This window comes from Streptomyces verrucosisporus (assembly GCF_017114865.1).
Taxonomy (GTDB): Bacteria; Actinomycetota; Actinomycetes; order Streptomycetales; family Streptomycetaceae; genus Streptomyces; species Streptomyces fenghuangensis.
Map to the genome: position 1 here is coordinate 20,100 of NZ_JADEYH010000010.1, position 24,981 is coordinate 45,080.

General features: G+C 73.4%; 20 protein-coding genes and 2 tRNA genes. 5 read left to right on the forward strand and 17 right to left on the reverse strand.

Annotated features, from left to right (window positions below):
- Window positions 1-39: 39 nt before the first annotated feature.
- Window positions 40-112: transfer RNA gene (locus tag IQ279_RS13245), tRNA-Ala, on the reverse strand.
- A 285-nt stretch (window positions 113-397) separates the two neighbouring features.
- Here IQ279_RS13245 and IQ279_RS13250 point away from each other — a divergent pair.
- Window positions 398-1,819: a glycosyltransferase 87 family protein gene (locus IQ279_RS13250; protein WP_241028072.1), complete on the forward strand. Its 1,422-nt coding sequence runs from the start codon at window positions 398-400 to the stop codon at window positions 1,817-1,819.
- Here the strand turns inward: IQ279_RS13250 and IQ279_RS13255 are convergent.
- The 7 genes from IQ279_RS13255 to IQ279_RS13285 all read right to left on the reverse strand — a co-directional run bounded on the left by IQ279_RS13255 (window position 1,798) and on the right by IQ279_RS13285 (window position 6,542).
- Entirely contained in the window at window positions 1,798-2,031 is a 234-nt protein-coding gene (locus IQ279_RS13255; RefSeq protein WP_101254268.1) for a hypothetical protein, read from the reverse strand. The two genes, IQ279_RS13250 and IQ279_RS13255, sit on opposite strands and share 22 nt — an antisense overlap.
- A gap of 275 nt (window positions 2,032-2,306) precedes the next feature.
- Window positions 2,307-2,379 (reverse strand) — tRNA-Ala (locus tag IQ279_RS13260).
- Window positions 2,380-2,556: 177 nt separating this feature from the next.
- Complete coding sequence (locus IQ279_RS13265) at window positions 2,557-3,198, reverse strand: histidine phosphatase family protein (RefSeq protein ID WP_372445128.1); 642 nt, start codon at window positions 3,196-3,198, stop codon at window positions 2,557-2,559.
- An 8-nt stretch (window positions 3,199-3,206) separates the two neighbouring features.
- The gene (gene rsfS, locus IQ279_RS13270; protein ID WP_206348743.1) at window positions 3,207-3,632 is read right to left on the reverse strand and encodes a ribosome silencing factor; all 426 of its coding nucleotides are present in this window, start codon (window positions 3,630-3,632) and stop codon (window positions 3,207-3,209) included.
- Between the two features lie 181 nt (window positions 3,633-3,813).
- On the reverse strand, window positions 3,814-5,688 hold the full coding sequence (locus IQ279_RS13275) for an LCP family protein (RefSeq protein ID WP_206348744.1): 1,875 nt from the start codon (window positions 5,686-5,688) through the stop codon (window positions 3,814-3,816).
- A gap of 13 nt (window positions 5,689-5,701) precedes the next feature.
- Window positions 5,702-6,331 carry a nicotinate-nucleotide adenylyltransferase gene (gene nadD / locus IQ279_RS13280; RefSeq protein ID WP_206348745.1) on the reverse strand — a complete coding sequence of 210 codons (630 nt, stop codon included), beginning with the start codon at window positions 6,329-6,331 and terminating at the stop codon, window positions 5,702-5,704.
- A gap of 55 nt (window positions 6,332-6,386) precedes the next feature.
- A complete protein-coding gene (locus IQ279_RS13285) occupies window positions 6,387-6,542 on the reverse strand; it encodes a hypothetical protein (protein ID WP_206348746.1) in 156 nt (51 codons plus the stop codon).
- 140 nt (window positions 6,543-6,682) lie between these two features.
- Between IQ279_RS13285 and IQ279_RS13290 the strand changes: the two genes are divergently transcribed.
- The gene (locus IQ279_RS13290; protein ID WP_206348747.1) at window positions 6,683-7,789 is read left to right on the forward strand and encodes a M48 family metallopeptidase; all 1,107 of its coding nucleotides are present in this window, start codon (window positions 6,683-6,685) and stop codon (window positions 7,787-7,789) included.
- On the opposite strand, the gene IQ279_RS13295 is transcribed toward IQ279_RS13290, so the two are convergent.
- The 5 genes from IQ279_RS13295 to proB all read right to left on the reverse strand — a co-directional run bounded on the left by IQ279_RS13295 (window position 7,767) and on the right by proB (window position 12,961).
- Window positions 7,767-8,867, reverse strand: a complete 1,101-nt coding sequence (locus IQ279_RS13295; protein WP_206348748.1) for an SCO2583 family membrane protein — start codon at window positions 8,865-8,867, stop codon at window positions 7,767-7,769. The two genes, IQ279_RS13290 and IQ279_RS13295, sit on opposite strands and share 23 nt — an antisense overlap.
- A gap of 113 nt (window positions 8,868-8,980) precedes the next feature.
- Window positions 8,981-9,688, reverse strand: coding sequence for an SCO2584 family spore wall biosynthesis protein (locus tag IQ279_RS13300; protein ID WP_206348749.1), 708 nt, complete (start codon window positions 9,686-9,688; stop codon window positions 8,981-8,983).
- A 114-nt stretch (window positions 9,689-9,802) separates the two neighbouring features.
- The gene (locus tag IQ279_RS13305) at window positions 9,803-11,080 is read right to left on the reverse strand and encodes a glutamate-5-semialdehyde dehydrogenase (protein WP_206348750.1); all 1,278 of its coding nucleotides are present in this window, start codon (window positions 11,078-11,080) and stop codon (window positions 9,803-9,805) included.
- A 92-nt stretch (window positions 11,081-11,172) separates the two neighbouring features.
- The gene (locus IQ279_RS13310) at window positions 11,173-11,577 is read right to left on the reverse strand and encodes a DUF8830 family protein (RefSeq protein ID WP_206348842.1); all 405 of its coding nucleotides are present in this window, start codon (window positions 11,575-11,577) and stop codon (window positions 11,173-11,175) included.
- A 265-nt stretch (window positions 11,578-11,842) separates the two neighbouring features.
- Window positions 11,843-12,961 (reverse strand): glutamate 5-kinase, encoded by a 1,119-nt coding sequence (gene proB / locus IQ279_RS13315; protein WP_206348843.1) that lies wholly within the window; start codon window positions 12,959-12,961, stop codon window positions 11,843-11,845.
- 250 nt (window positions 12,962-13,211) lie between these two features.
- On the opposite strand from proB, the gene IQ279_RS13320 reads away from it, so the two are divergent.
- The 3 genes from IQ279_RS13320 (at window position 13,212) to IQ279_RS13330 (ending at window position 18,226) form a co-directional block, all read left to right on the forward strand.
- Window positions 13,212-14,372 (forward strand): acyltransferase family protein, encoded by a 1,161-nt coding sequence (locus tag IQ279_RS13320; RefSeq protein ID WP_206348844.1) that lies wholly within the window; start codon window positions 13,212-13,214, stop codon window positions 14,370-14,372.
- Window positions 14,373-14,616: 244 nt separating this feature from the next.
- Entirely contained in the window at window positions 14,617-15,798 is a 1,182-nt protein-coding gene (locus tag IQ279_RS13325; RefSeq protein WP_206348751.1) for a CDP-alcohol phosphatidyltransferase family protein, read from the forward strand.
- Window positions 15,799-16,162: 364 nt separating this feature from the next.
- A complete protein-coding gene (locus IQ279_RS13330) occupies window positions 16,163-18,226 on the forward strand; it encodes a CDP-glycerol glycerophosphotransferase family protein (RefSeq protein ID WP_206348752.1) in 2,064 nt (687 codons plus the stop codon).
- A gap of 103 nt (window positions 18,227-18,329) precedes the next feature.
- Here IQ279_RS13330 and obgE read toward each other — a convergent pair whose 3' ends face one another.
- The 4 genes from obgE to IQ279_RS13350 form a co-directional block, all read right to left on the reverse strand.
- Window positions 18,330-19,775 (reverse strand): GTPase ObgE, encoded by a 1,446-nt coding sequence (gene obgE / locus IQ279_RS13335; protein WP_206348753.1) that lies wholly within the window; start codon window positions 19,773-19,775, stop codon window positions 18,330-18,332.
- Window positions 19,776-20,004: 229 nt separating this feature from the next.
- Complete coding sequence (gene rpmA, locus IQ279_RS13340; protein WP_206348754.1) at window positions 20,005-20,262, reverse strand: 50S ribosomal protein L27; 258 nt, start codon at window positions 20,260-20,262, stop codon at window positions 20,005-20,007.
- A 14-nt stretch (window positions 20,263-20,276) separates the two neighbouring features.
- A complete protein-coding gene (gene rplU, locus IQ279_RS13345) occupies window positions 20,277-20,600 on the reverse strand; it encodes a 50S ribosomal protein L21 (protein WP_093654483.1) in 324 nt (107 codons plus the stop codon).
- A gap of 255 nt (window positions 20,601-20,855) precedes the next feature.
- A complete protein-coding gene (locus IQ279_RS13350) occupies window positions 20,856-24,962 on the reverse strand; it encodes an Rne/Rng family ribonuclease (RefSeq protein WP_443742660.1) in 4,107 nt (1,368 codons plus the stop codon).
- Window positions 24,963-24,981 lie beyond the last annotated feature (19 nt).

The window sequence follows — 24,981 nt, forward strand, 5'->3', positions numbered from 1 at the left end:
GAAGCGGGCCGTCCTACCGGACGGCCCGCTCTCCCACTGTGGAGCTAAGGAGAATTGAACTCCTGACCTCTTGCATGCCATGCAAGCGCTCTACCAACTGAGCTATAGCCCCTTGCTTCCTCCGCTGCGGTCCCCCGCGGCGGCGATGCCTACTGTACACGCCCGTGAGCGCCCTTCGCCAAATCCCATAACGGGTAGGTCACGGCCGTCCGGGTACTGTCGTACTCCCACGCCCGTACACAGCCGCCCGCCGCGTCCGGGCAACCGGCCACGCCCGCGCGCACGTCCACGCACACGGCCGGCCGTGGAAGGTCCCGACCGCCCCGCCCGACCCGACGACCGCCACCGCCACCGCCAGGACCGTCACCCCCAGGACCCGGAGCCGCCCGTGAGTACGCTGCAGTTGACCGCCGACCGCCGGTTCCCCGCGGCGCGGGCGTATCTGCTGAAGCGGTCCACACGGCTCGCCGCGGTGTTCTGCCTGCTCTCCTTCACCGCCTTCCTAACGGCCCAGAGCGCGGCGAACGTCTCCATGATCGACCTGATGGTCTACCGGGCCGAGGGCTGGACGGCCCGGACCGGCGGCGACCTGTACGCGATGCGCGCCACGCACGCCGAACTGCCCATGACGTACCCGCCGTTCGCCGCGCTGCTGTTCATACCCCTGACCCTGGTCGACGTGCCGACGATGCGGCTGCTGGCGACCGGGGCGAACCTCGTCCTGCTGGTCGCCCTGGTCCATCTGTCGCTGCGGCTGACCGGGCGTCCGCTGAACCTTCCCCGCCCGGCCGCCGCCCTGGCTCTGTCGGCGGTCGCCGTCTGGTGCGAGCCGGTGTGGACGACGCTGCGGTACGGCCAGATCAACCTGCTGCTGGCGGTCCTGGTGCTGTGGGACCTGTCCCGGCGCTCCGGTCACCGCTGGGCCGGCGTCGGCATCGGGGTGGCCGCCGGGATCAAACTGACCCCCGCCCTGTTCGCGGTGTTCCTGGCCCTGTGCGGGCTGACGCTGGCCTGGCGGCAGATGCCGCGGAAGCGGCGAGGACCGCTCACCGGCCCCCCGGCGCGGCTGTGGAACCACTGGCTGCGCCGGGCCGCCGTCGCCTCGGGCGCGTTCGCCGGGACGGTCGTCCTGGCGGCGCTGGTACTGCCGCGGGACTCCCGGAACTTCTGGACCGGGGCCGTCTTCTCACCCGAGCGCGTCGGCCGGGTCGAGGACACCGCCAACCAGTCGCTGCGCGGCGCCCTGGCGCGGCTGCTGCACACGGCCGAACCCGGCGCCGGCTGGACGGTGCTCGCCGCCGCGGCGGCCACGGCGGGGCTCGCCGTCGCGGTGGCCGCCGTGCTCGCAGGCCCGCGCCGGCTGCCCTCCGCGCACGCCTGGGCCGCCGTCTGCGTCGCCTGCACCGCGCTGCTGGTCAGCCCCGTCTCCTGGTCGCACCACTGGGTGTGGTGCGTGCCCGCCGTGCTGCTGCTGGGCTCGGAGGCGCTGCGCCGCGGCAGTGCGCGGTGGTGGACGGGCACGGTGCTGGCGGCGCTGCTGTTCTGCTCGTACGCGCTGTGGTGGGTGCCGCACGGCTCGTCCCTGGAGCGGTTCGAACTGCGGCAGAGCGGTGCGCAGATGGCGCTGTCGGCGGTCTATCCGGCGGCCGGCGCGGCGCTGCTCGCCCTCGCCGCCGTCCTGGCGGTACGCGCGCTGCGGCGGCCCGCTCCGTACCCGGGGCCGCCCGGATCCTTCGGCGTCCTCCCCGCTCCCAGGGTCCGTACGGCCTCACGCCCCTGTGCGGGGGCGGACGGCGGTCAGGCCGCCACGAAGGAGTAGAAGCGCTTGAGGGTGCAGTGCTCCTCCAGGAGCCGGCCGTAGATCGGCTCACCCTCCAGCTCGCGGTAGGTCTCGATCGGGTCGCCCTTGATGATCAGCGCCCGCGCGCACTCGGCGCACCAGTACTGGTACGCCGTGTTGACCGGCTCCATGTCGCGGACGATCGGGGTCCCGCTGCCGCACCAGTCGCACTTCCTGCTGTGTGCACCCATCTCCGTCAGTCAACTCCAGCCGTGACCGCAGGCGTGCGCACGTGGGGGACCCCTCCGCTGTCTCTGCCGTCCTCGATGTCTCCGAACGCCCCGGCGGGCTCACGCTGCGCGCGGCGGCCCGTCCGGCGTTCCGATTCTGCCATGCTCCGTCCGCAGGCAGGAGGGCGTGAACGGAGGCGGCGAGGTTCCGCTTTCCCCTCACCCCCTCCGGGCGGCCTCTGCCGGAAAAGCGAAGATCCCGCCCCCCTGGCGGGGGACGGGATCTCTTTCGTCTGTGGAGCTAAGGAGAATCGAACTCCTGACCTCTTGCATGCCATGCAAGCGCTCTACCAACTGAGCTATAGCCCCATCGCTCCGGCTCCGCCGCTTTCACCGCGGTGCCGTGAACGGGAAGAAGCTTAACCGGTGACCTGCCCGAATGCGAAATCCGCCGCCGGCCCGCACCGGGCCTGCCTTCCGGACCGCCTCCGGGCCGGCCTCCGGGCCGGTCTTCGGGCCGGTCTTCGGGCCGGTCTTCGGAGCGCGTCAGACGTCGTCGCCGAGGACCGGCTGGGGGAGCGTTCCGGCGTTGTGCTCCAGCAGCCGCCAGCCGCGCGCCCCCTCGCCCAGGACGGACCAGCAGCAGTTGGTCAGCCCGCCCAGCGACTCCCACGAGCCCGGCTCCAGGCCCAGCAGGCGGCCGATGGTGGTGCGGATCGTTCCGCCGTGGCTGACCACGACCAGGACCCCGCCGTCGGGCAGCTTGTCGGCGTTGCGCTCGACCACCGGCGCCGCGCGGTCGGCCACCTCGGTCTCCAGCTCGCCGCCACCGCGCCGCACGGGCTCGCCGCGCTTCCAGGCGGCGTACTCCTCACCGTGGCGCTCGACGATCTCCTCGTGCGTCAGCCCCTGCCACACGCCCGCGTACGTCTCGCGCAGGCCCTCGTAGCGGGTGACTTCCAGGCCGGTGACCGCGGCCAGCTCGGCGGCGGTGTCCACGGCCCTCTTCAGGTCGGAGGCGATGATCGAGTCCGGTTTGAGCGCCGCGAGCAGCCGCGCGGAGCGGCGGGCCTGCTCCAGGCCCTCCTCGGTCAGCTCGATGTCCGTGGTGCCCTGGAAGCGGCGTTCGAGGTTCCACGCGGTCTGCCCGTGCCGCCACAGCACGATGCGGCGGCCGCGTCCCGCCACGCGCCCGTTCAGCTCGGTTCACCGCCCTCGCCCGCGGCGGCCCCGGCCTCGCCCTTGCCCCGGGTGGCCTTGGCGTCCTCGGGCAGGTCGATCTCCGGGCAGTCCTTCCACAGGCGCTCCAGCGCGTAGAAGACCCGCTCCTCGCTGTGCTGGACGTGCACGACGATGTCGACGAAGTCCAGCAGGACCCAGCGGCCGTCGCGCTCGCCCTCGCGGCGCACCGGCTTGGCGCCCTTCTCCTTCTGCAGCCGTTCCTCGATCTCGTCGACGATCGACTTGACCTGGCGGTCGTTGGGCGCGGAGGCCAGCAGGAAGGCGTCGGTGATGGAGAGCACATCGCTGACGTCGTACGCGACGACATCCTGGGCGAGCTTGTCGGCGGCAGCCTGGGCTGCTGCGTTGATCAGCTCGATGGAGCGGTCCGTGGCGGTCACAGGCAACGCTTTCGGTCGGTGGTCTACAACCCCTCCAGGGTCTCACGATCCGCCGCGGACCGGCTCCGTAGGGCCCGGCGGAAGGCCGGCGGGGCCCGGCGGGGCCTCACCCGCCGGACCACCGGGCTCCCCGCCGGCCTTCCGCCGGTCCGCCGCGCGCTCCCGCCGCTCCACCGCGGCCTCACGACCCCCCGGGCTCGTAGTCCCGGCCCAGCACCACCGTGATGTCGGCGTTCGCCGCACCCTTGCCCTCGGCCACGGCCTTCTTGGACAGACCGAGCGTCCTGGCGACCTCCTCGGCCCTGGCCCTGTCCCCGGCCTCGGAGTAGGTCACGCGGGTGGTGGCCTGCGCGGCGTCCGCGCTGCCGCCGCCGACCACGGTGTAGCCGCCGTTGACCAGTGCCACCCGGGCGTTGTTCGCCGCCTCCTCGTCCCCGGTGGCGTCCTTCAGGCTCACCCGCGGCGTGGCGTTCGGGTCGGTGTTCTTGACCGTGCCGCCCAGCACGTCCTTCACCAGACCCTCGCTGGTGGCGTCGCTGAGCGTGCCGTCCGCCTCCACCGGCAGCAGTTCGGTGCCGTAGGCGTCCTTCTTGGCATATCCGGCCAGCGAGGCGAGGCTGGCTCCGAGCTGTCCGTCGGTCAGGGAGGGGTCGAGGATCTGGGTCAGCGCCCGGACCGTGCCGGTGGCGGTCTTCGGATCGTCGGACATCTTCTCCAGCGTGGCCCGCAGGACCTGCCCGAACCGGGCGAGCTGCTTCGTCTGCGGTTCGCCCGCGGCCCGGTGGGTGGCGTAGGCGACGGCGGCCCTCCCGTCCAGGTCGCGCCCCTTGCCCCGCCGCACCTGCGGATCGTCCCCCTTCTTCGCGCCGGGCACGGTGGTGTCGGCGTCCAGGGAGAGGCCGCCGACCAGATCGACCCAGTTCTCCAGGTAGGGGGTGTCCAGACGCCAGGTGCCCTTGATGTCGGTACCCAGCAGCAGGCCCAGCGCGTCGCGGGTGGCCGCCGCGCCCTCGGCCTCGAAGGACTTGCCCAGCGTCGTCCCCTCCCCCGTGCCGCCGGAGGCGACGACCAGGGAGTTGGGCAGCAGGACGGTGGTGCCCCTGCCCGCGGTCTCGTTGTTGACCAGCAGCGCGGTGGACATCTCCCCGCCGTCGATCTCTCGCAGGTGGACGACGATCACCTTGCGCTTCTGGGCGCCCGCCGCCGCCTCGCCGGCCCCGCCGTCCCCGGAGGTGCCGGGCAGCATCCCCGACCACCAGAGCCAGCCGACGCCGCCGGCCAGCACCACGGCGAGCGCGACGACCAGGGCCACCGCGCGGTTGCGGCCCCGGCGCTTGGCCTCCTCGCGCCGCTCGGTGCGGCTCTCGGAGAACTTCAGCCAGTCGATGACGTCCTCGGACTCCTCGTCCTGTTCCTCGACGAAGGAGAACTCCTCGGTGCGGTACTCGTCGGCGTCCGCGCCGGCGGGGGCGGTGGTGTCGGTGGCGCCGGTGCCACGGTCCGCACCGGGTCCGGTGGGCTCGGCCTGCCCGGCGGGCCGCTCCCCGTACCAGGGCTCCTGGGCCTGCTGCGGGATCCACGTCTGTGTCACCGGATCCTGCCGCCCGGTGGCGAGGGTGTCCCAGTCGCCGTACCGGCCGTCCTGCCCGTCGTATCCGCCGCCGCTGGGTTCGGGAGCGTAAGGGCCCTGGGTGTAGGGGTCCTGGGTGTAGGGGTCCTGGGCGTAGGGGTCCTGGGTGTATCCGGTCCGGGCCCCCCCGGCGTGGGGATCGGCCGCGTCGGGACCGGCGGTGTAGGGGTCGGGGGTGTACGTGCCCGGGTCGTGGGACCCCGTGCCGTACGCGCCGGCGCCGTACGGGTCGTACGCGGACTGCTGCCCCGTCTGGTGCCCCTGTCCGTACGCGGAGCCGTACGAGGGGTCGTAAGGCGTGTCTCCGTGCGGCGCGCCGGTTCCCTGCCCACCGTAGACCGGCCGCCCGTACTCGTCGTAACCGTAGACGTGGCCGCTCGCCTGCGACGGGTCCCCCGGCCCGTACGGGTCCTGTCGGTCGTTCACGACTGCCGCCCCTCTAGCCCTTCGGCGCCCGGCCGTCCCGGTACAGCCTGCGTTTGTTGATGTAGCGGACCACACCGTCCGGCACCAGATACCAGACGGGGTCCCCCTGTGCCACACGTGCGCGGCAGTCCGTCGAGGAGATGGCCAGCGCCGGGACCTCGATCAGGGACACCCCGCCGGCCGGCAGGCCCGGGTCGGCGAGGGCGTGCCCCGGGCGGGTGACCCCGATGAAGTGGGCGAGCGAGAACAGTTCGTCGACGTCGCGCCAGGTAAGGATCTGGGCGAGCGCGTCGGCGCCGGTGATGAAGAACAGGTCGGCCTCGGCGTGCAGCGCCCTGAGGTCCCGCAGGGTGTCGATCGTGTACGTCCGGCCGCCGCGGTCGATGTCGATGCGGCTGACCGAGAACTGCGGGTTGGAGGCCGTGGCGATGACCGTCATCAGGTAGCGGTCCTCGGCCGGCGACACCGCCTTGTGGCTCTTCTGCCACGGCTGCCCGGTCGGTACGAAGACCACCTCGTCCAGGTGGAACCTGGCCGCCACCTCGCTGGCCGCGACCAGGTGCCCGTGGTGGATGGGGTCGAACGTACCGCCCATCACGCCCAGCCGCCGTCTGCCGGCGCCGGACACTATGTGCTCTCCCATGCGTGCCGACCTTAGCCGTCCGGCGCCGATCGCGCCGCCGCCCGGGCCCGCCGCCTCAGCGGTCCCGGTTGAAGCGGGTGGTGATCCACAGCAGCAGGAGCAGCACCCCCAGAGCGCCGAAGCCGGTGGCGTACGGGTTGACGGACGTACCGCCGCCCTCGGCACCGGAGGCCAGGAGGGACAGGGTGTGCGCGGTGTCGGGGAGGGTCATCGTCGGCAGACCTATCGGGTAGGGGCGGAAACTTGAGCACATCGTAAGCGGGGCTGTGTGCTGTGGCGTGTGGCACCCACCACCTAGGCTGTGGTCCGACAAGGGGGACGGGCCCACACCAGACCCGTAGGGGGCGGACCATGACAGACGGCAACGGCACCACCGAGCATCTTCCCGGCCGCAGCAGGCGGCGCTTCCCGGGGATCTCCTCCCGGGCGTACGAGCACCCCGCGGACCGCTCCGCGCTGGTGGCCCTGCGCAAGCTGAGCGGCTTCGACACGGTCTTCAAGACGCTGAGCGGGCTGCTGCCCGAGCGCAGCCTGCGCCTGCTGTTCCTGTCGGACTCCGTCCGGGTGGACGACGCGCAGTTCACCCACCTGTACGCCATGCTGCGCGACGCCTGCTACATCCTGGACCTGGAGAAGGTCCCGGCGATGTACGTCACGCAGGACCCGAAGCCCAACGCCATGTGCATCGGCCTGGACGAGCCGGTCATCGTGGTGACCACCGGGCTGGTCGAGCTGCTGGACGAGGAGGAGATGCGGGCGGTGATCGGCCACGAGGTCGGCCACGCCCTGTCGGGCCACGCGGTCTACCGGACGATCCTGCTGTTCCTGACCGGCCTGGCCGTCAAGGTGGCGTGGATCCCGCTGGGCAACGTGGCGATCATGGCGCTCGTGACGGCCCTGCGCGAGTGGTTCCGCAAGTCGGAGCTGTCGGCGGACCGGGCCGGACTGCTGGTCGGCCAGGACCTCCAGGCGTCGATGCGCGGCCTGATGAAGATCGCCGGCGGCAACCACCTGCACGAGATGAACGTCGACGCCTTCCTGAAGCAGGCCGACGAGTACGAGTCCTCCGGCGATCTGCGCGACTCGGTGCTGAAGATCCTCAACGTGCTGCCGCGCAGCCACCCCTTCACCACCGTGCGCGCCGCGGAGCTGCGCAAGTGGGCCGCGAGCCGCGACCACCAGCGGATCATGGAAGGCCACTACGACCGGCGCGAGGACGACAAGGACACCTCGGTCCACGACTCGTTCCGGCAGTCCGCGAGCCACTATTCCGACACCGTGCGCACCAGCAAGGACCCGCTCATGGGCCTGCTGCGGGACCTGGGCGACGGCGCCGGGGACCTGGGCGGGAAGCTGCGCGACCGCTTCTCCGGACGCGGCACGGGCGGAACGGGCGGAACGGGCGGCGGCGCGGACCGAAAGGGCGGCGAGGGCGCTACGGGCGCGGCAGGGAGCTAGGGTCCAGCGTCCCGCACACCGGGCTGTCGCCGCCGTCGCGCACGTACGGGTCGGTGCCGGCCGGGTGGTCGGCACCGGCGCTCTGCCCGGCCGTCAGCGGGCGCAGGGCGTCGTGGGCCGGGGCCGCGCAGGACATCGGCCCGGCCCGCACCTCGCTGCGCTCCACCGTCAGATGCTGATCGCGCAGGTCCTCGCGGTCGAAGCGCAGCCGCAGTTCGCGCCGGACCGTGAAGAGCGAGGCGGCCTCCCCGCCCGGCCGGCCGTCAGCCGCCCGCTCACCGCTCGCCCCGGCGGGGCGGACGGCGTAGACGAAGACGTGGTCGGTGACGATCTCCAGCGCGTCGGCCTCCGTCTCGCGGACCTGCATCGTGCCGCGGACGCGCACCCCCTCGCCGGCGAACTCCGTGTGCCCGGGGGCGAAGCGCACCAGCCAGCCGGTCGCCGCGTGGTGGCCGTCGGCCGCGGGCCGCTTGATGCTGCGGTCGAACTGCGCGTGCTGGTCCGGGTCGATCAGTATCCGCACCGGCCGCGCGGTCTCGCCGCTCAGCACCTCGGGGTTGAGGGAGCTCTCGACCACGTACTCCTTGGCGACGGCCAGCGCGGCGAGCACCTGGCTGTCGGCGAAGTGCGCGGTGGAGCGGACCGGGGGCAGCGTCACTCCGGCGGCCCCGGTGTAGAACTCCGCCGCCGGGCTGCGTTCGAGCAGCCGTGCCGGCCGCCCGCCGGGCACCCTGCTCTCCCCGCCCGGCGAGAGCGGGACGACCGTACTGCTTATAACCCGCGGCCCCGGCCTGCTCACGGACTGCTGTTGCTGCTGGGTGCGGATCCCCGCGTGGACCACGGCACCGAAGGCGAACACGATCAGCACCGCCAGGACCAGGCCCCGCCACGGCCTGCCGCGCAGCGGCCGGGGCGGGAGGGGGCGTACGGGGTGTTCGCGGTCGGCCAGCCGCTCCCGCGCGGAGAACTCCTGGAGACGGGCAGCCCTGACGAACGACTCGTCGAAGACGGTGGAGCGGTACTCGTCGTCGCCGCCCCCGGAGAAGCCCCGGGGCGGTGGTTCTCCAGGCCCGGTCATACCCCCAGAGTAGATCCGGCAAAAGTCGCCAAACCCGCCCTCTGTCTCCGATTCAGGGAAAAGTCGGGCAGAGTACGCCGGGCGGCCTACCCGGCCCGACCGGCGGGCGGACGTTATGCCCGGCCGCCGAGCGAGGACGTGCTGTAGTGACCGGAAAGGGAGGGCAGCGCGCCGGACCGGCCGGCCGGTGGCGGGGCGTCGACCCCGCTGGTCGCCGGCGGTGGCTCCGGCGGGGTCTGCTGCCGCTGGTCGGAGGCGCCCCGGTGGACGGCGGCGAAGGCCATCGCGACGATGCCGACGCCCATCACCACGGCGAGCACCCAGGCGACCGGCCGCTGCCAGCGGACGTGGCCGCGGTAGGGGCGCGGCGGGTGCCCGTGGAGGCCGCTTCGGCCCTCGGCCTCATCGGTGTAGGCGGCGTACCCGGCGTCCTCCGGGTACTCGGCGTCCTCCACGTACTCCAGGTGGTCGAGGCGGTCGGCGAACTCCAGCCGGCCGTAGCGGTACCGGCCGTGGTGGTCGCCGCCGTCCTCCGCCCCCGCGTCGCGGTCACCGCCGTGGTCGTGTTCGGCGCTCTCCGGATCGTCCCGCCACGGCCCGTAGCCGTACTGGTCGTCGTGCGCGAGGGCCGCCTCGGTCTCGGAGGGGGACTGGGCGGCGGCGAGCGTGCGTTCGGCGGCGGTGGGCTCGTGGATCAGGGCGGCACGTACGAAGGACTCGTCGAACACCACGGAGGCGAACACGTCGTCCGCCGCCGCGTGGTCGCGGTCGTCGGGCTCCTCACCGCTCTGGTGCGGCTGGCCCCCCACATCCTCCGGCACGGAACAAGCGTAGACCGGCCGGAGGACTTTGGGCAGGGAGAACGGTGATTCGTCTGCTTCGCGCCCCCGGCGCTCCCCACGGGAGTGCGCCGGGGGCGCGGAGGGGCGGCGGGCTCAGTCGCGCACGTGCCCCTCGCCGGTGACCACGTACTTCGTCGAGGTCAGCTCCGGCAGGCCCATGGGGCCGCGGGCGTGCAGCTTCTGCGTGGAGATGCCGATCTCGGCGCCGAAGCCGAACTGGCCGCCGTCGGTGAAGCGGGTGGAGGCGTTGACCATGACCGCGGTGGAGTCCACCAGCGACACGAAGCGGCGGGCGGCCGAGGTGTCGGAGGTGACGATCGCCTCGGTGTGGCCGGAGGTCCAGCGGCGGATGTGCTCCACCGCCGCGTCCAGGGAGGGCACCACGGCGGCGGCGATGTCGTAGGAGAGGTACTCGGTGGCCCAGTCCTCCTCCGTGGCGGGCACCACGTCCACGCCGCCCGCCTCGCCCGCCTTCGCCCAGACCCCGTCGCCGTGGACGGTCACCCCGGCCTTCTCCAGCGCGGCCAGGGCGCGCGGCAGGAAGGCGTCGGCGACGCCGGAGTGCACCAGCACGGTCTCGGCGGCGTTGCAGACGCTGGGGCGCTGCGCCTTGGAGTTGACCAGGATCTCCACGGCCATGTCGAGGTCGGCGTGCTCGTCGACGTAGACGTGGCAGTTGCCGGTGCCGGTCTCGATGACCGGGACGGTGGACTCCTCCACGACCGCCTTGATCAGGGAGGCGCCGCCGCGCGGGATCAGCACGTCCACCAGACCGCGGGCGCGCATCAGCTCCTTGACGCTGTCGCGGCTCTCTCCGGGCACGAGCTGGACGGCGTCGGCCGGGAGCCCGGCGGAGGCCACGGCGTCGCGCAGCACGGCGGCCAGGGCGGTGTTGGAGGAGTACGCGGAGGACGAGCCGCGCAGCAGCACCGCGTTGCCGGCCTTCAGACAGAGCACGGCCGCGTCCACGGTGACGTTGGGCCGGGCCTCGTAGATGATGCCGACCACGCCGAGCGGCACCCGCACCTGGCGCAGCTCCAGGCCGTTGGGGAGCGTGGAGCCGCGCACCACCTCGCCCACCGGGTCGGGCAGGGCCACCACGTCCCGCACGTCGGAGGCGATGGCGGCGATCCGCTCGGGGGTGAGGGTGAGCCGGTCGACGATGGAGTCGGCCGTCCCGGCGGCGCGGGCCCTGTCCACGTCGGCTGCGTTGGCCTCGACGATCTCGCCGGTGCGGGCCACCAGGGCGTCGGCGATCGCGAGCAGCGCGCCGTCGCGCGCGGTGCGCTGCAGCGGGGCGAGCGCGGCGGCCGCCTCCTTGGCACGGCGGGCGGTGTCGGTCACGGGCGAGGTCTGCGATGCGCTGCTCATGCTCCCAGCGTAGCCAGGGCGGGCGGCGTCCATCCGGAGTTCCGCAGTGCGAGACGGGTGGTGCGCCCGTCCAGCCGCCGGGCGGGACGGGGTCAGAAGGGGTGGACGCCGACTGGGATGGCGGGGTGCGGGCCGTAGCCCTCCGCCACCCGCTGGTGGTACGTCTCCCGGCCGATGACCTCCAGCCCGACGATCTCCCACGGCGGCAGCTTCGCCGACGCCCGGTGCTCGCCCCACAACCGCAGCGCCACGGCCGCGGCGTCGTGGAGGTCGCGGGCCTCCTCCCAGTAGCGGATCTCGGCGTGGTCGTTGGCGTACCGGCCGGCCAGCAGGAAGGGGTGGTCGTGGGCGAGGCGCTCCAGCGCCCGTCTGACGTCCCGCAGCGGCGCCTCGGCCCCGGAGACGCTGAGGGTGACGTGCCACAGGCGCGAGGCGCCGTCGGAGCGGCCCTCCTCCCCGCCGCGGCGGGCACCCGGCTGTGCCGGGCCGCTCCGCAGGGGGCTCCCCGCCCCGTCGTCTCGCTGGGGGTACCCCAAGTCGACGCTGGTCAGTCGTCTCACCGGCGGCCTCCCGTGTGGTGCCGAACTCATGGGAACGCGTTTGTGCGGCTGCGCTGTCGCGACCGCCTCCCGGAACGCCGTCCCGGCGCGGCCCTCCCACAGAAGTTGACCAGTACTCGAGCCGCCGTGTGGCGGTTTTCGGGAAGCTGTCCGTTGAAAGGCTGACCCGAAGGCTCCGTCTAAGGTGCCGCCGAAGGTGCCCTCAGTGGCGCAGCAGGACCAGATCGTCGCGGTGGACGACCTCCCTCTCGTACGCGGGTCCGAGCTCGCGGGCCAGATCGCGGGTGGAGCGGCCGATCAGCCGGGGGATCTCGCGCGCGTCGAAGTTGACCAGCCCGCGGGCGACGGCCCGCCCGGCGGCGTCCCGCAGCTCCACCGGGTCGCCTGCGGAGAACTCGCCCTCCACTCCGGCCAGCCCCGCGGGCAGCAGCGAGGTGCGCCGCTCCACCACGGCCCGCACCGCGCCGTCGTCCAGCACCAGCGCGCCGCGCGGGGCGGAGGCGTGGGCCAGCCACAACAGCCGGCCGGCGGAGCGGCGGCCGGTGCGGTGGAAGTAGGTGCCCACGGGCCGCCCGGCGAGGGCGTCGGCGGCGCGGGTGGCGGAGGTGAGCACCACGGGGACGCCCGCCCCGGCGGCGATACGGGCCGCCTCGACCTTGGTGACCATGCCCCCGGTTCCGACCCCGGCCTTCCCGGCGCTGCCGATCTCCACCCCGTCCAGGTCGTGCGGTCCGCGCACCTCCCCGATGAGGGAGGTGCCGGGGGAGGCCGGGTTGCCGTCGTAGAGGCCGTCCACGTCGGAGAGCAGCACCAGCAGCTCGGCGCGGACGAGATGGGCGACCAGCGCGGCCAGGCGGTCGTTGTCGCCGAAGCGGATCTCGTCGGTGGCGACGGTGTCGTTCTCGTTGACGATCGGCACCGTGCCCATGGCCAGGAGCTGGTCCAGGGTGCGGTAGGCGTTGCGGTAGTGCGCGCGGCGGCTGGTGTCGTCCGAGGTCAGCAGCACCTGGCCCACGCGCCGGCCGTAGCGGGCGAAGGAGGCGGTGTAGCGGGCCACCAGCAGTCCCTGGCCGACGCTGGCGGCGGCCTGCTGGCGGGCGAGGTCTCGGGGGCGCTTGTCCAGTCCCAGCGGCGCCAGTCCGGCGGCGATGGCGCCGGAGGAGACCAGCACGATCTCCTTGCTGTCCTCGTCCTCCGGTGCGCCGAGGTGCCGGGCCACCACGTCCACCAGCGCGTCCACCCGGTCGGCGTCCAGCCCGCCGGCGGCGGTGGTCAGCGAGGACGACCCGATCTTCACCACGATCCTGCGGGCGTCTCGCACATCCCGCCGAAGGTCCTGCTCTGCCGCTGCCACCTGCGCCGTCCCCTGGGTGTGATCTCTCGTCCGGTCGCTGTGCAATCTACGCGAGCCCCCACCCGCCCCACCCGCCCGTTCCGACGGCCGGACGGCGTGCCTGGCGGGCGCGGCGGGGACCGGGCGGCGTTTGCGCTCCACCGGGAGCCGCCGGAGACTGACGGACGTCCTCTCACCAGATCATCTGACATATCCGTTCCGTCACCCGGAGGGAAGGATCCCCGTGAGCCAGGTCTCCCCCGCCCCCGCAGCCTCCCCAGGCACTCCCGGTAGCCCGGACACCCCGACCGCCTCCGGTGCCCCGAACCCCCTGGGCGCGGAGGGAGGCGGACGCCCCCAGGAGCGCGACGCGTTCTTCGACAACGCCAAGTTCCTGGCCATCGTGCTGGTCGTCGTCGGGCACTCCTGGGAGGGGCTGCGCGACGGCAGCCGGGTCGTGGCGGCGGGTTACCTGCTGCTGTACGCCTTCCACATGCCCGCCTTCACCATCGTCTCGGGCCACTTCTCACGGAGCTTCTCCTTCCGGCCTCGCCAGATCCGGCGGCTGGTCACCGGAGTGGTCGTGCCGTACGTCGTCTTCGAGACCGCGCTCAACCTGTTCCGCGCCTGGAACACCGGTGAGGAACTGAGGATCACCCTGCTGTACCCCTGGTACCTGACCTGGTTCCTCATGGCACTGTTCATCTGGCGGCTGACCGCTCCCCTGTGGCGTGCGCTGCGGCACCCCTTCACCGTGTCGGTCGTCCTGGCCGCCTTCGCCACGGCCTCCCCGGACATCGGCGGCGACCTGGCCCTGCAGCGGGTGCTCCAGTACCTGCCGTTCTTCGTGCTGGGCCTGCGTCTGGAGCGGCGCCACTTCGAGGCGCTGCGGGGGCGGCGGATGCGGTTGCTCGCGCCGGCCGTCCTCGCCCTGGGCGCCCTGGCGGCCTACTGGGCCGTGCCCCGGATGAACCCGGACTGGTTCTACCACCGCTACGCGGCCCAGGAGCTCGGCGCTCCCGGCTGGGTCGGGGTGCTGATGACGCTGGGCATGCTCGGCTGCTCCCTGCTGCTGAGCGCCGCCTTCCTGAGCCTGACGCCCTCCCGCCACACCTGGTTCACGGCGCTGGGGGCCGGGACGCTGTACGCGTACCTGCTGCACGGTTTCCTGGCCAAGGGTGCTCACTACTGGGGCTGGTACGAGGGCGGCTTCGTGAACAGCCCGGCGGGCTTCCTGCTCGTCACGGCCGCCGCGGCCGCGGTGGCGGTGGCCCTGACCACGCCCCCGGTGGTCAGGGCCTTCCGCTGGGTCATGGAGCCGCGTCTGGAGTGGTTCTTCGCGCCCGAGCGGCCGTCGCAGGCGGAGCGGGAGCGACGTACCGCGCCCCCCGGCGCCTGAACCGGGGTCTCCTCTCGGCCGTCCGGCGAACATGTGGCCGAAATCGAGAGCAACCATCCGGTCATCCCATGTGTCTTAACTTCGGGTTCAGATGGATTGCATCCGCAAGTCACCCAATCTGCGGGCTGCGTACACTCTGCGCGCCCTGTGAGGGTTGCGTGGAAGATCCGGGTGTGCGGCTCCTCAGCCGCACACCCGGCCGAGGCCCCACTCCCCGACCGGCTACGAGGATTACCTACCTGACATGGACATACCCCCCCTTTCCGAAGTGCGCCGCCTCACCGAGAAGAAGCGTGACGCCTGGTGGACGGTGCTGCTCGTCGACCCCGTGGCCACGCCCCTGGTCCGGTGGACGGCGAAGTGGACCAGGGTGACGCCGAACCAGATCACCTGGGGGGCGCTCTTCCTCGGCCTCGCCGCCGCCGCCTGCTTTGCGCGCGGCGACTGGAAGTGGCTGCTGATCGGGGCCGGGCTCTACCACCTGAGCTTCATCCTGGACTGCATGGACGGCAAGCTCGCCCGGCTCACGGGCAAGGGCTCGGAGTTCGGCGGCTGGCTGGACTACGTGTTCGACCGGGTGCGGGTGCTGGTCTGCGCCGTCGCCCTCATGGGCGGCCAGTACTCCCGCACCGGGGAGGTGGCGTACGTCTGGCTGGCCCTCGTCGTGGTCTTCCTGGACGCCCTGCGCTATCTGGACGCGCTCCAGATCTTCAAGGTGCGCCACAGCATGCGCAAGAAGATCAGGGCCCGCGCCAAGGCCAGCCGCCGGGCGGCGAGGGCACTGATGACCGCCGAGGAGCTGGAGCGGGACCGCGAGCGCGAGCAGCGCGAACGGGAACGGGAGCAGGACCGGGAGAACGACGGCGACGAGGAGCAGGGGATCGCCTTCATGGAGGACCTTCTCCGTGAGAACCCGACGGCCGACCTCGGTGACGACCCCCGGCAGGACGGCCCGGACGCCGGGGCCGAGGGCGGTGCGCAGGCCCGGCCGCAGGAGAAGAAGGTCATCGACCTGCACGTGGAGTTCAAGAGCCGTTTCCCCTGGTACGGCCGCTTCCGCACCTTCCTGCTGCGGCACCGCGTCCGCACCCACCTGGTGAGCGGCATCGAGTTCCAGATGGCCGTCTTCATCGTGGGGCCGGTCCTCGGCGCGATCATGTCGGTGACCATCGCGGCGGGCGCCCTGCTGATGGTCTTCGAGCTCGCGATCATCTACAAGCTGCTGCTGTCCACCAGGGACTTCGAGCGCACCCTGGCCTCCTACCCGGTCCCCGAGGTTCCGGAAGTTCCCGAGGCCGCCCCGCAGGCCGCTCCCGAGGCCGTGTCCGGCGCCACCGCGGGCACCTCCGCCGGGATCCCGGCCCAGCCCGGCGGCCCGGCCGGGGAGAGCCTGCCCTCCCGCGACGGAGCCTCCGCGGGACGCTAGGCAGGCGGGGCACGCACGCCACCGGGCGGGGCGGCGGACGGAGGCGAGATCTTCCGTTCACCGCCCCGCCCGGCGTTGCGCGAGGGCACCGCGCGAGGACACCGCCGCGGTGACCGTAGGATGAGCGCCGCAAACGCATCACCGAGTGGTCGTCGAACACTCCGTCGCATGCCGATCGCCGTTGGGGAGCGGTGCCGGGAGGCCCGGAAGGCAGGGGGTGGGCGGTAGGCGAGACGACACGTATGACGTCCCTTCCTGGAGCGTGACCTGCCTGATGTCCGCCTCGTTCCCAGTCCTGAGGCTTTTCCGCAGCAAGAAGCGGTCCGAGAGAGGTGCCGCCCGGCCCGCCCCTCCGAGTTTCTCGGTGAAACGCGCTCTTGCCCTCTCCGTGCTGCTGGGCGCGGCCTTCCTCGCGCAGGCGCTGGGCGCGCTGCTGGCGGACCGCGCCCTGTTCGTGGCGGGCTCGTCCGTCGGCCTCGTGCTCGACCTGTACCTGGTGCACCGGCAGCCCTGGCTGGTCACCGCGCTGGGCAGGCTGCGCTTCGACGTCACCACCCGCCAGCTGCTGCGTGACGCGCTGATCGTCGTCGGCCTGGTCCGGCTGCCGGGCATCGACCCGCTGGAGGAGCAGCCCCTGGCCCTGGCCCTGCTGGCCGGCTACCTCCTGCACTTCTGCTGCCAGGCGGTCTCGCTGCTGATCAGGCGCCGGCGCACCCTGCCCTTCGTCACCCGCAACATCGACGCCTCCGCCCTGCGGCTGTCCTCCGCGCCGCCGCGGCTGCTGGCCCGCCAGCCCAGCCGCCGGCTGCTGTACTTCGCCCTGCCCGCCACGGCCGGCCTGATGGCCTCGGCACTGACCACCGAAGCCCTGTGGGGCCTGCTGGGCGTGGGCCTCACCCTGGTGCTCCACCTGGGCGGCATACTGCGCCTGGCCTCCTGGCTGCGGCCGGGCGCGCAGCCCGTGAACGAGCAGCAGGCGCTGGAGTGGCTGGACCGCTGGCTGGCCGAATACCGGCCGACGGTGGCGATGTACTTCTCCGGCGGCGCCGCCTCCGCCTACCAGGCCAACATGTGGCTGGGCACGCTCTCCGAGCTGGAGGCCAGGCCGCTGATCGTGCTGCGCGAGCGGTTCATGGTGCAGAAGATCGACGCGACCGACGTGCCCGTCGTGTGCATCCCCAAGGTCGCCCATCTCATGCGGCTGGAGCACTCCTCGCTCAAGATGATGCTGCACCCGGCGAACTCCGGTAAGACCTCGCAGGTGCTGCGCATCCCCTCGATCAAGCACGCCTTCATCAACCACGGCGAGAGCGACAAGCTCTCCAGCTGCAACCCCTACGCCAAGGCCTACGACGAGGTGTGGGTCGCGGGCCGGGCCGCACGGGACCGCTACCGGCTCGCCGACATCGGCGTCGACGACCGCGATGTGGTGGAGGTCGGCCGCCCGCAGCTCGCGCCGATCCGCCCGTACGCCGGGCCCCCGGCCGCGGACGGCTCCGTCACGGTGCTGTACGCGCCCACCTGGGAGGGCTGGACCGACGACCCGGGCAACACCTCCGTCATCCTGGCCGGCGAGAACATCGTCCGCGCCCTGCTGGCGGATCCGAAGGTGCGGCTGCTGTACAAGCCCCACCCGATGACCGGTTCGGTGGACCCGCGCGCGGCCCGCGCCAACGAGCGCATCCAGCGGATGATCGCCGAGGCCAACGCCCGGCGCTCCGGTCCGCGCCCCGGCCCGGAGGCCGCCGCCGAGCTGGCCCGCCGCACCGCCGAGCTGGACGAGCTGACCAGCACGGCGTTCCGGCCGAGCGCGGACGAGATGGAGCGGATGCTGCTCCAGTCCACCCCGAAGGGGGACCGGGAGGCGGCGGTGGCGGCCGCGACGGCCGCCTGGGATGAGGCCTACTGGGCGTCCTCCCCCGACTGGGAGCACCTGGTCGTCACCGGGCCTCGCCCCGCCCTGTACGCCTGCTTCAACCGGTCCGACCTGCTGATCAGCGACGTCTCCAGCGTGGTGTCGGACTGGCTGGCCAGTGAGAAGCCGTACGCGGTCGCCAACACCAGCGGTCTGGCGGAGGAGGAGTTCAGGGCCGGTCTGCCGACCGTGCGGGCGGCCACGATCCTCACGCCCGACGCAGCCGGCGTGCCCGCCCTGCTGGACTCCGTCCGGGACCCGTCCCGGGACACCATGGCACGGGCCCGTGCCGAGCTGAAGACGCACCTGCTGGGGCCGGCCGACCCGCCGTCGATCGTCCGCTTCGACCGGGCGGTCGCGGCGCTGTGCGCCAAGGCGGACAGGCGCCGCGAGCTGATGGCCCTGCGCACCGACGACGCCCCGGCGCCGCGGGTGGCCGCCGAGGCGGCGGAGGCGGCCGAGGCCGGTCAGGAGAGCGACCACAGCGACTCGGAGAACTCCCTCACCACCTGAGACATCCGGCCCGCGAGCCGCGAAGCGGCGGTGGCCCCGCGCTCCTCCCGAGACGAGAGGGTGCGGGGCCACCGCCGCTTCCGGCGTCCGTGCCGCGCCGCGACTACTGCTCCTCGAAGGGGTCGAAGCCCTCGTACGCGCGCAGGGCCTCGTCGCGCTCCGCGTCACGGTCGCGGCGGCGCTGGGCGGCCGGGCGGATGGTGTCCATGCGGTGGTCCTCGCCGCGGCGGCCGAGCATCTCCGCGCCCGCGGCCACCGAGGGCTCCCAGTCGAAGACGACCGCGTTCTCCTCCGGTCCGATGGCCACGCCGTCGCCCTCGCGGGCGCCCGCCTTCATCAGCTCGTCCTCGACCCCGAGGCGGTTGAGCCGGTCGGCGAGGTAGCCGACGGCCTCGTCGTTGCTGAAGTCGGTCTGGCGCACCCAGCGCTCCGGCTTCTCGCCTCGCACCCGGAAGAAGCCGTCGCCCTCCTGGGTGACGGTGAAGCCGGCGTCGTCCACGGCCTGAGGGCGGATGACGATACGGGTCGCCTCCTCCTTCGGCCTGGCCGCGCGCGCCTCCTCCACGATCCCCGCCAGCGCGAAGGACAGCTCCTTGAGTCCCTTGCGGCTGACGGCCGAGACCTCGAAGACCGGGTAGCCGCGCGCCTCCAGGTCGGGGCGGATGATGTCGGCCAGGTCCTGGCCGTCGGGGATGTCCACCTTGTTGAGCACCACCACGCGCGGCCTGCCGTCCAGACCGCCGTACTGGGCCAGCTCGGCCTCGATGGCGTCGAGATCGGTCACCGGGTCGCGCTCGGACTCCAGCGTCGCGCAGTCCAGCACGTGGACCAGGACCTCGCAGCGCTCGACGTGGCGCAGGAACTCCAGTCCCAGCCCCTTGCCCTGGCTGGCGCCGGGGATCAGGCCGGGCACGTCGGCGATGGTGTAGACGGTGGCGCCGGCCGTCACCACGCCCAGGTTGGGCACCAGGGTGGTGAAGGGGTAGTCGGCGATCTTCGGCTTGGCCGCGGAGAGGACGGAGATCAGGGAGGACTTGCCCGCCGACGGGTAGCCGACCAGGGCCACGTCCGCCACCGTCTTCAGCTCCAGGACGATGTCGCGGGTCTCCCCCGGCTCGCCCAGCAGCGCGAAGCCCGGCGCCTTGCGGCGGGCCGAGGCCAGCGCGGCGTTGCCCAGGCCGCCGCGGCCGCCGCGTCCGGCGACGAAGGTGGTGCCCTGGCCGACGAGGTCGGCCAGCACGTTGCCCCGCCGGTCCAGGACGACCGTGCCGTCCGGGACGGGCAGCACCAGGTCACTGCCCTCCGCGCCCGAGCGGTTGCCGCCCTCGCCGGGCTTGCCGTTGGTCGCCCGGCGGTGCGGGGTGTGGTGGTACTCCAGCAGCGTGGTCACGGACTGGTCGACGATGAGGACCACGTCCCCGCCCCGGCCGCCGTTGCCGCCGTCCGGGCCGCCCAGCGGCTTGAACTTCTCACGGTGGACGGAGGCACAGCCGTGGCCTCCGTTACCCGCGGCGACGTGCAACTCGACGCGGTCCACGAAGGTGGTCATGACGGGTGCCTCCAGGCTGGTGTTCTAGGGGTGTGCGGGTGTGCGGGTGTGCGGGTCTGCTGATCGGGGGCGGCGCCGCGTGCCGGTGCGGCGGCACGGCGCCCGCGCGGGCCGCCTTCGTACAACGCGCCGAGGGCGGAGCCGCTTCCCCGTCCGTACGCGCGGGGCACGTACGGACGGGAGGCGGTCCGCCCTCGGAGGGTGCTGCGGGTCGTACCGGAGCCGGTGGTTACTCGGCGACCGGGACGATGTTCACGACCTTGCGGCCACGAGCGGTGCCGAACTGCACCGCGCCGGCGGCCAGCGCGAACAGGGTGTCGTCGCCGCCGCGGCCCACGCCGGAGCCCGGGTGGAAGTGGGTGCCGCGCTGGCGGACCAGGATCTCGCCCGCGTTGACGACCTGACCGCCGAAGCGCTTCACGCCGAGCCGCTGGGCGTTGGAGTCACGACCGTTCCGAGTGGACGATGCGCCCTTCTTGTGTGCCATCTCTCCTCAGTCCCTTACTTCGTCGCCGGGGCGTCGATGCCGGTGATCTTCAGCGCGGTGTGCAGCTGACGGTGACCGATCCGCTTGCGGTAGCCGGTCTTGTTCTTGTACTTCATGATGTCGATCTTGGCACCCTTGTGGTGGTCCACGACCTCGGCGTGGACCTTCACGCCGGCCAGGACCCACGGGTCGCTGGTGACCGCGTCGCCATCGACGATGAGCAGGGTCGAGAGCTCGACGCTGTCGCCGACCTTGCTGGTGGAGATACGGTCAACCTCAATGACGTCGCCGACGGACACCTTCTGCTGGCGGCCGCCGGTGCGCACGATCGCGTACACGCGGAACTCTCTCTCGCTCGTGGGTGGGGCCCCTGATGCCAGCCGCTCGCCACGGGCCGGGCCCGTGCGGATCCGAGTGGATTGAGCGGCCTCTCCTCGCGCTCACGCGACACCTCGCGGAGTGCGTGGAGGGATTTGCTCAGGAGCCTGGCGTGTCCATCGACACGCCGCGACGGTCAAGGTTACGGGGCTTTGTCGCGGGGGGTCAAACCGGCCCCGGGCGCCGGTGGGCGTCCGGGGCCGGTCCTTCCCGCGTCAGTCCTCGGCCGGGGCCGAGACGGACGGCGGGTTCTGCTGCTCGGCCGCCGCGGTCCTGCGGGCGGCCGTCTTCTTGGCGGCGGTCTTGGAGGCCGCCGTCTTGCTCGCGGCCTTCTTCGCCGTCGTCTTCTTGGCCGCCGACGCCGAGGTCTTCTTGGCGGCCGTCTTCTTCGCCGTCGTCTTCTTGGCGGCGGTCTTGGAGGCCGCCGTCTTGGCGGTGGTCTTCTTCGCCGTGGACGCGGTCTTCTTGGCGGCGGCCTTCTTCGCCGTCTTGCGGGCCGTCTTCTTCGCCGGGGCGGCCTCCTCGGCGGGAGCCTCCGCCACCGGCTCCGAGGGGGTCTCCCCCGGGACCTCGCTCGGCGCCTCGGCGACCGGCTCCTCCACTGAGGGCACGGGCTCGGCGGAGGGGACGGCGGGCTCGGCTGACGGGACGGCGGGCTCGGTGATCTCGGCCGTCTCCGGAGATCCGGCCGGGGCCGCCGCACGGCGCACCACACGACGGCGGGGACGGGCCGGCGCAGCGGCCTCGGGGGCGGGCTCCGCCGCCGCCTCGGCCGGCTCCTCCGCGGGCACCCGCGGCACCTCCTCGGCCGCCGGAACCACCGTCACCGCGGCCTCCACCTCGGCAACCGCCTTCGGCGGACCCGCCGGAGCCGACACCTTGCGCGCACCACGGCGCCGGGTACGCGGCGCGGCCTCCGCCTCGGCGGCCGGCTCGGACACGGCGGCCTCGGCCGGCTCCTCCGCCGGCACCCGCGGCACCTCCTCGGCCGCCGGAACCACCGTCACCGCGGCCTCCACCTCGGCAACCGCCTTCGGCGGACCCGCCGGAGCCGACACCTTGCGTCCTCCTGTGCGCCGCCGCCTGCGACCGCGCCGGGCGGCCTCCTCTGCCTCGGCGGCGCTGCTGTACAGCTCCTCGTCCGGGACGAACGCCGGTTCCGGCAGCGCCGCCGGTGCGGCGGCCTCCGCAGCCACCTCGGCGGGCGTCTCGGCCGCCGGCTCTTCCACGGAGGGCGCGGGGACCTCGGCCGGCTTCTCTGCGGCGGGGGCCTCGACGGGGACCTCGGGCTGCTGGGCCGCGGCCTTGCCCTTCTTCCTGCCGCGCTTGCCGCCACCGCCGCCGCCCTGGGTCTGCACCTGGTCCATGTGGACGACCAGGCCTCGGCCGTTGCAGTGCACACAGGTCTCGGAGAAGGACTCCAGCAGCCCCTGGCCGACCCGCTTGCGCGTCATCTGGACCAGACCCAGCGAGGTGACCTCGGCCACCTGGTGCTTGGTGCGGTCGCGGCCCAGGCACTCCAGCAGGCGCCGCATCACCAGGTCGCGGTTGGACTCCAGCACCATGTCGATGAAGTCGATCACGATGATGCCGCCGAGATCGCGCAGCCTGAGCTGGCGCACGATCTCCTCAGCCGCCTCAAGGTTGTTCCTGGTGACCGTCTCCTCCAGGTTGCCGCCCTGGCCGGTGAACTTGCCGGTGTTGACGTCGACCACGACCATCGCCTCGGTGCGGTCGATGACCAACGATCCGCCGCTGGGCAGCCAGACCTTGCGGTCCAGCGCCTTCATCAGCTGCTCGTCGATGCGGTAGGTGGCGAAGACGTCCACCTCGGAGGTCCAGCGCTGGAGCCGGTCGGCGAGGTCCGGCGCGACGTGCGAGACGTATCCGTGGATCGTCTCCCACGCCTGGTCGCCGCTGATGACGACCTTGGAGAAGTCCTCGTTGAAGATGTCGCGGACGACCCGGACGGTCATGTCCGGCTCGCCGTAGAGCAGCGTCGGAGCGCCGCCCTTGCGGGCCTTCTTCTGGATCTCCTCCCACTGCGCCTGGAGCCGCTCGACGTCGCGGCGCAGCTCGTCCTCGCTGGCGCCCTCGGCCGCCGTACGGACGATGACGCCCGCGTCCTCGGGGACGATCCGCTTGAGGATCTGCTTGAGCCGGGCCCGCTCGGTGTCCGGCAGCTTGCGGCTGATGCCGGTCATCGAGCCCTCGGGCACGTAGACCAGGTAGCGGCCTGGGAGGGAGACCTGGCTGGTCAGCCGGGCGCCCTTGTGGCCGATCGGGTCCTTGGTCACCTGGACCAGGACGGACTGGCCGGACTTGAGCGCGGTCTCGATCCGGCGCGGACCACCGGACAGGCCCAGCGCCTCGAAGTTCACCTCACCGGCGTACAGGACGGCGTTGCGCCCCTTGCCGATGTCGACGAAGGCGGCCTCCATCGACGGCAGGACGTTCTGGACCTTGCCCAGGTAGACGTTGCCGACGTAGCTGGTGGCCTGCTCCTTGTTGACGAAGTGCTCGACGAGGACGCCGTCCTCCAGCACCCCGATCTGGGTGCGCTCGCCGCTCTGGCGGACGACCATGACGCGCTCGACGGCCTCGCGGCGGGCCAGGAACTCGGCCTCGGTGATGATCGGGACACGGCGGCGGCCCTGCTCACGGCCCTCCCGGCGGCGCTGCTTCTTGGCCTCCAGACGGGTGGAGCCCTTGATGGACTGCACGCCGTCGGCACTCTCGGAGGGCTCGTCCTTCTTCTTCCGCGGCTCGCGCACCTTGACGACCGTGCGCTCCGGGTCGTCCGGGGCCGCCTCGGCGGCCTGGGGCTCGGCCTCGCCGCTGCGGCGGCGGCGCCGGCGACGGCGGCGCGAGGTGCTGCTGGAGCCCTGGTACTCCTCGGTGCCCTCGTCCCGCTCCTCGTCCTCCCGGCCGCCACCGTCGGCCGCTGCCCCACTCTCCCCGGTGCTCTCGCGGGTCCCGTCGCCCTCCTCGCTCTCGCCGGCGTCCTCGGAGGTCTCGGCGTCGGAGCCGCGACGGCGGCGGCGTCCGCCGCGGCGACGGCGGCGCGAGGGACGCTCCTCGCCCTCGCCGGCCTCGCCCCGGCCGTAGGTCTCCTCGTCCTCCTCGCCGCCCTCCTCGGCGGCGGGCCCGGCCCCGGTCTCCGCGGCCTCACCGGCCTCGGCGGCGGGCTGCTCGTCCCGCTCCTCCTGCTCGGCGGGCTCGCCGCTCCTGCGGCGGCGGCGACGGCGACGGGCAGCGGCGCGCTCCTCGCGCTCGGCCTCCGCGGTGCCGCCGGCCTCGGTCCCGTACTCCTCGGAGGCCTCCGGCTCCTCCTCGTCGGACTCGGCGGCGGCGGCCGCGGTCTCGGGGGTCTGGAAGACCGGCTCGGCGAACACGGGCGCCTGGAACACCGCCACCGGCGCCGTCGGCGGCTTCCTGCGGGAGCGCCGGGAAGGGGCGGGCTCGGCCTCGGCGGGCTCTGCGGCCTCCTTCGGCGTCCCGGCCTGCACGGGCTTCTCGGCCTCCGCGGCCTCGGCCGCCCGCACCTTCGCGGACTTCCGGGTCCGCGCGGGCTTCTCCGCCTCGGCGGGGGCCCCGGCCGAGACCTCCGCCGGCACCCGGGCCGGCTCCCCGGCGGCGGGCTTCTCCTGTGCGGTCTCCTGCTGGGCGGCCTCCTGCCGGTCGGCCTTCTCGGCGGTCCTGCGGGTGCGCCGCCGGGTACGGGCGGGCGCCTGCTGCTCCTCGGCGGCCGGTTCCGCGGCCTCCGCGACGGGCTCCTGCTGCTCCGCGCCCTGCGCGGCCGCCTGCGGCGGGCCCGCGGGGGCGGAGGCACGGCGGGTGGCACGGCGGCGCGTACGCGCCGGGGCCGGCTGCTCCTCGGTCGCCGCGGGCTCGGAGGCACCGGCCGGCTCGGGCGTCCCGGCGGCGGGCTCGGATCCTGCGCCGGCCGGCTCGGCGGACACCACCGTCTCGGCCGCCTGCGGCGGGCCCGCCGGGGCGGAGGCACGGCGGACGGCGCGGCGCCGGGGCCGCGCGGGCGCGGCCTGCGCCTCGGCTACGGGTTCGGCGGCGGGCTCGGGCTCGCCGGCCTGCGCCGACGCGTCCCCGGCCGGTACGGCGGTGGCCGCCGTGGTGACGACCTCCGGCTCGGCCGAGGCCGCCGCGGGCGGCCCCGCCGGGCGGGACACGGCGCGGCGGCGCCGGCGAGGCGGCAGCGTGTCGCCGGGGCCGCCCTGCCCGGCCTCCGCCTCCGTTCCGGTCACGGCGGGGGCTGCGGGTGTGGTGTCGGTGTTCTCCGCGGGTGTGGACTCCGCGGATTCCATGGGCTCGCGCATGCGGGCG

Coding starts and splice junctions, on each gene's coding strand:
- IQ279_RS13255 (WP_101254268.1), bottom strand. CDS start 2,031: ATGGGTGCACACAGCAGGAAGTGCGACTGGTGCGGCAGCGGGACCCCG.
- IQ279_RS13325 (WP_206348751.1), top strand. CDS start 14,617: ATGGACATACCCCCCCTTTCCGAAGTGCGCCGCCTCACCGAGAAGAAG.
- obgE (WP_206348753.1), bottom strand. CDS start 19,775: ATGACCACCTTCGTGGACCGCGTCGAGTTGCACGTCGCCGCGGGTAAC.
- IQ279_RS13305 (WP_206348750.1), bottom strand. CDS start 11,080: ATGAGCAGCGCATCGCAGACCTCGCCCGTGACCGACACCGCCCGCCGT.
- IQ279_RS13285 (WP_206348746.1), bottom strand. CDS start 6,542: ATGACCCTCCCCGACACCGCGCACACCCTGTCCCTCCTGGCCTCCGGT.
- IQ279_RS13350 (WP_443742660.1), bottom strand. CDS start 24,962: ATGGAATCCGCGGAGTCCACACCCGCGGAGAACACCGACACCACACCC.
- rpmA (WP_206348754.1), bottom strand. CDS start 20,262: ATGGCACACAAGAAGGGCGCATCGTCCACTCGGAACGGTCGTGACTCC.
- IQ279_RS13295 (WP_206348748.1), bottom strand. CDS start 8,867: ATGACCGGGCCTGGAGAACCACCGCCCCGGGGCTTCTCCGGGGGCGGC.
- IQ279_RS13290 (WP_206348747.1), top strand. CDS start 6,683: ATGACAGACGGCAACGGCACCACCGAGCATCTTCCCGGCCGCAGCAGG.
- nadD (WP_206348745.1), bottom strand. CDS start 6,331: ATGGGAGAGCACATAGTGTCCGGCGCCGGCAGACGGCGGCTGGGCGTG.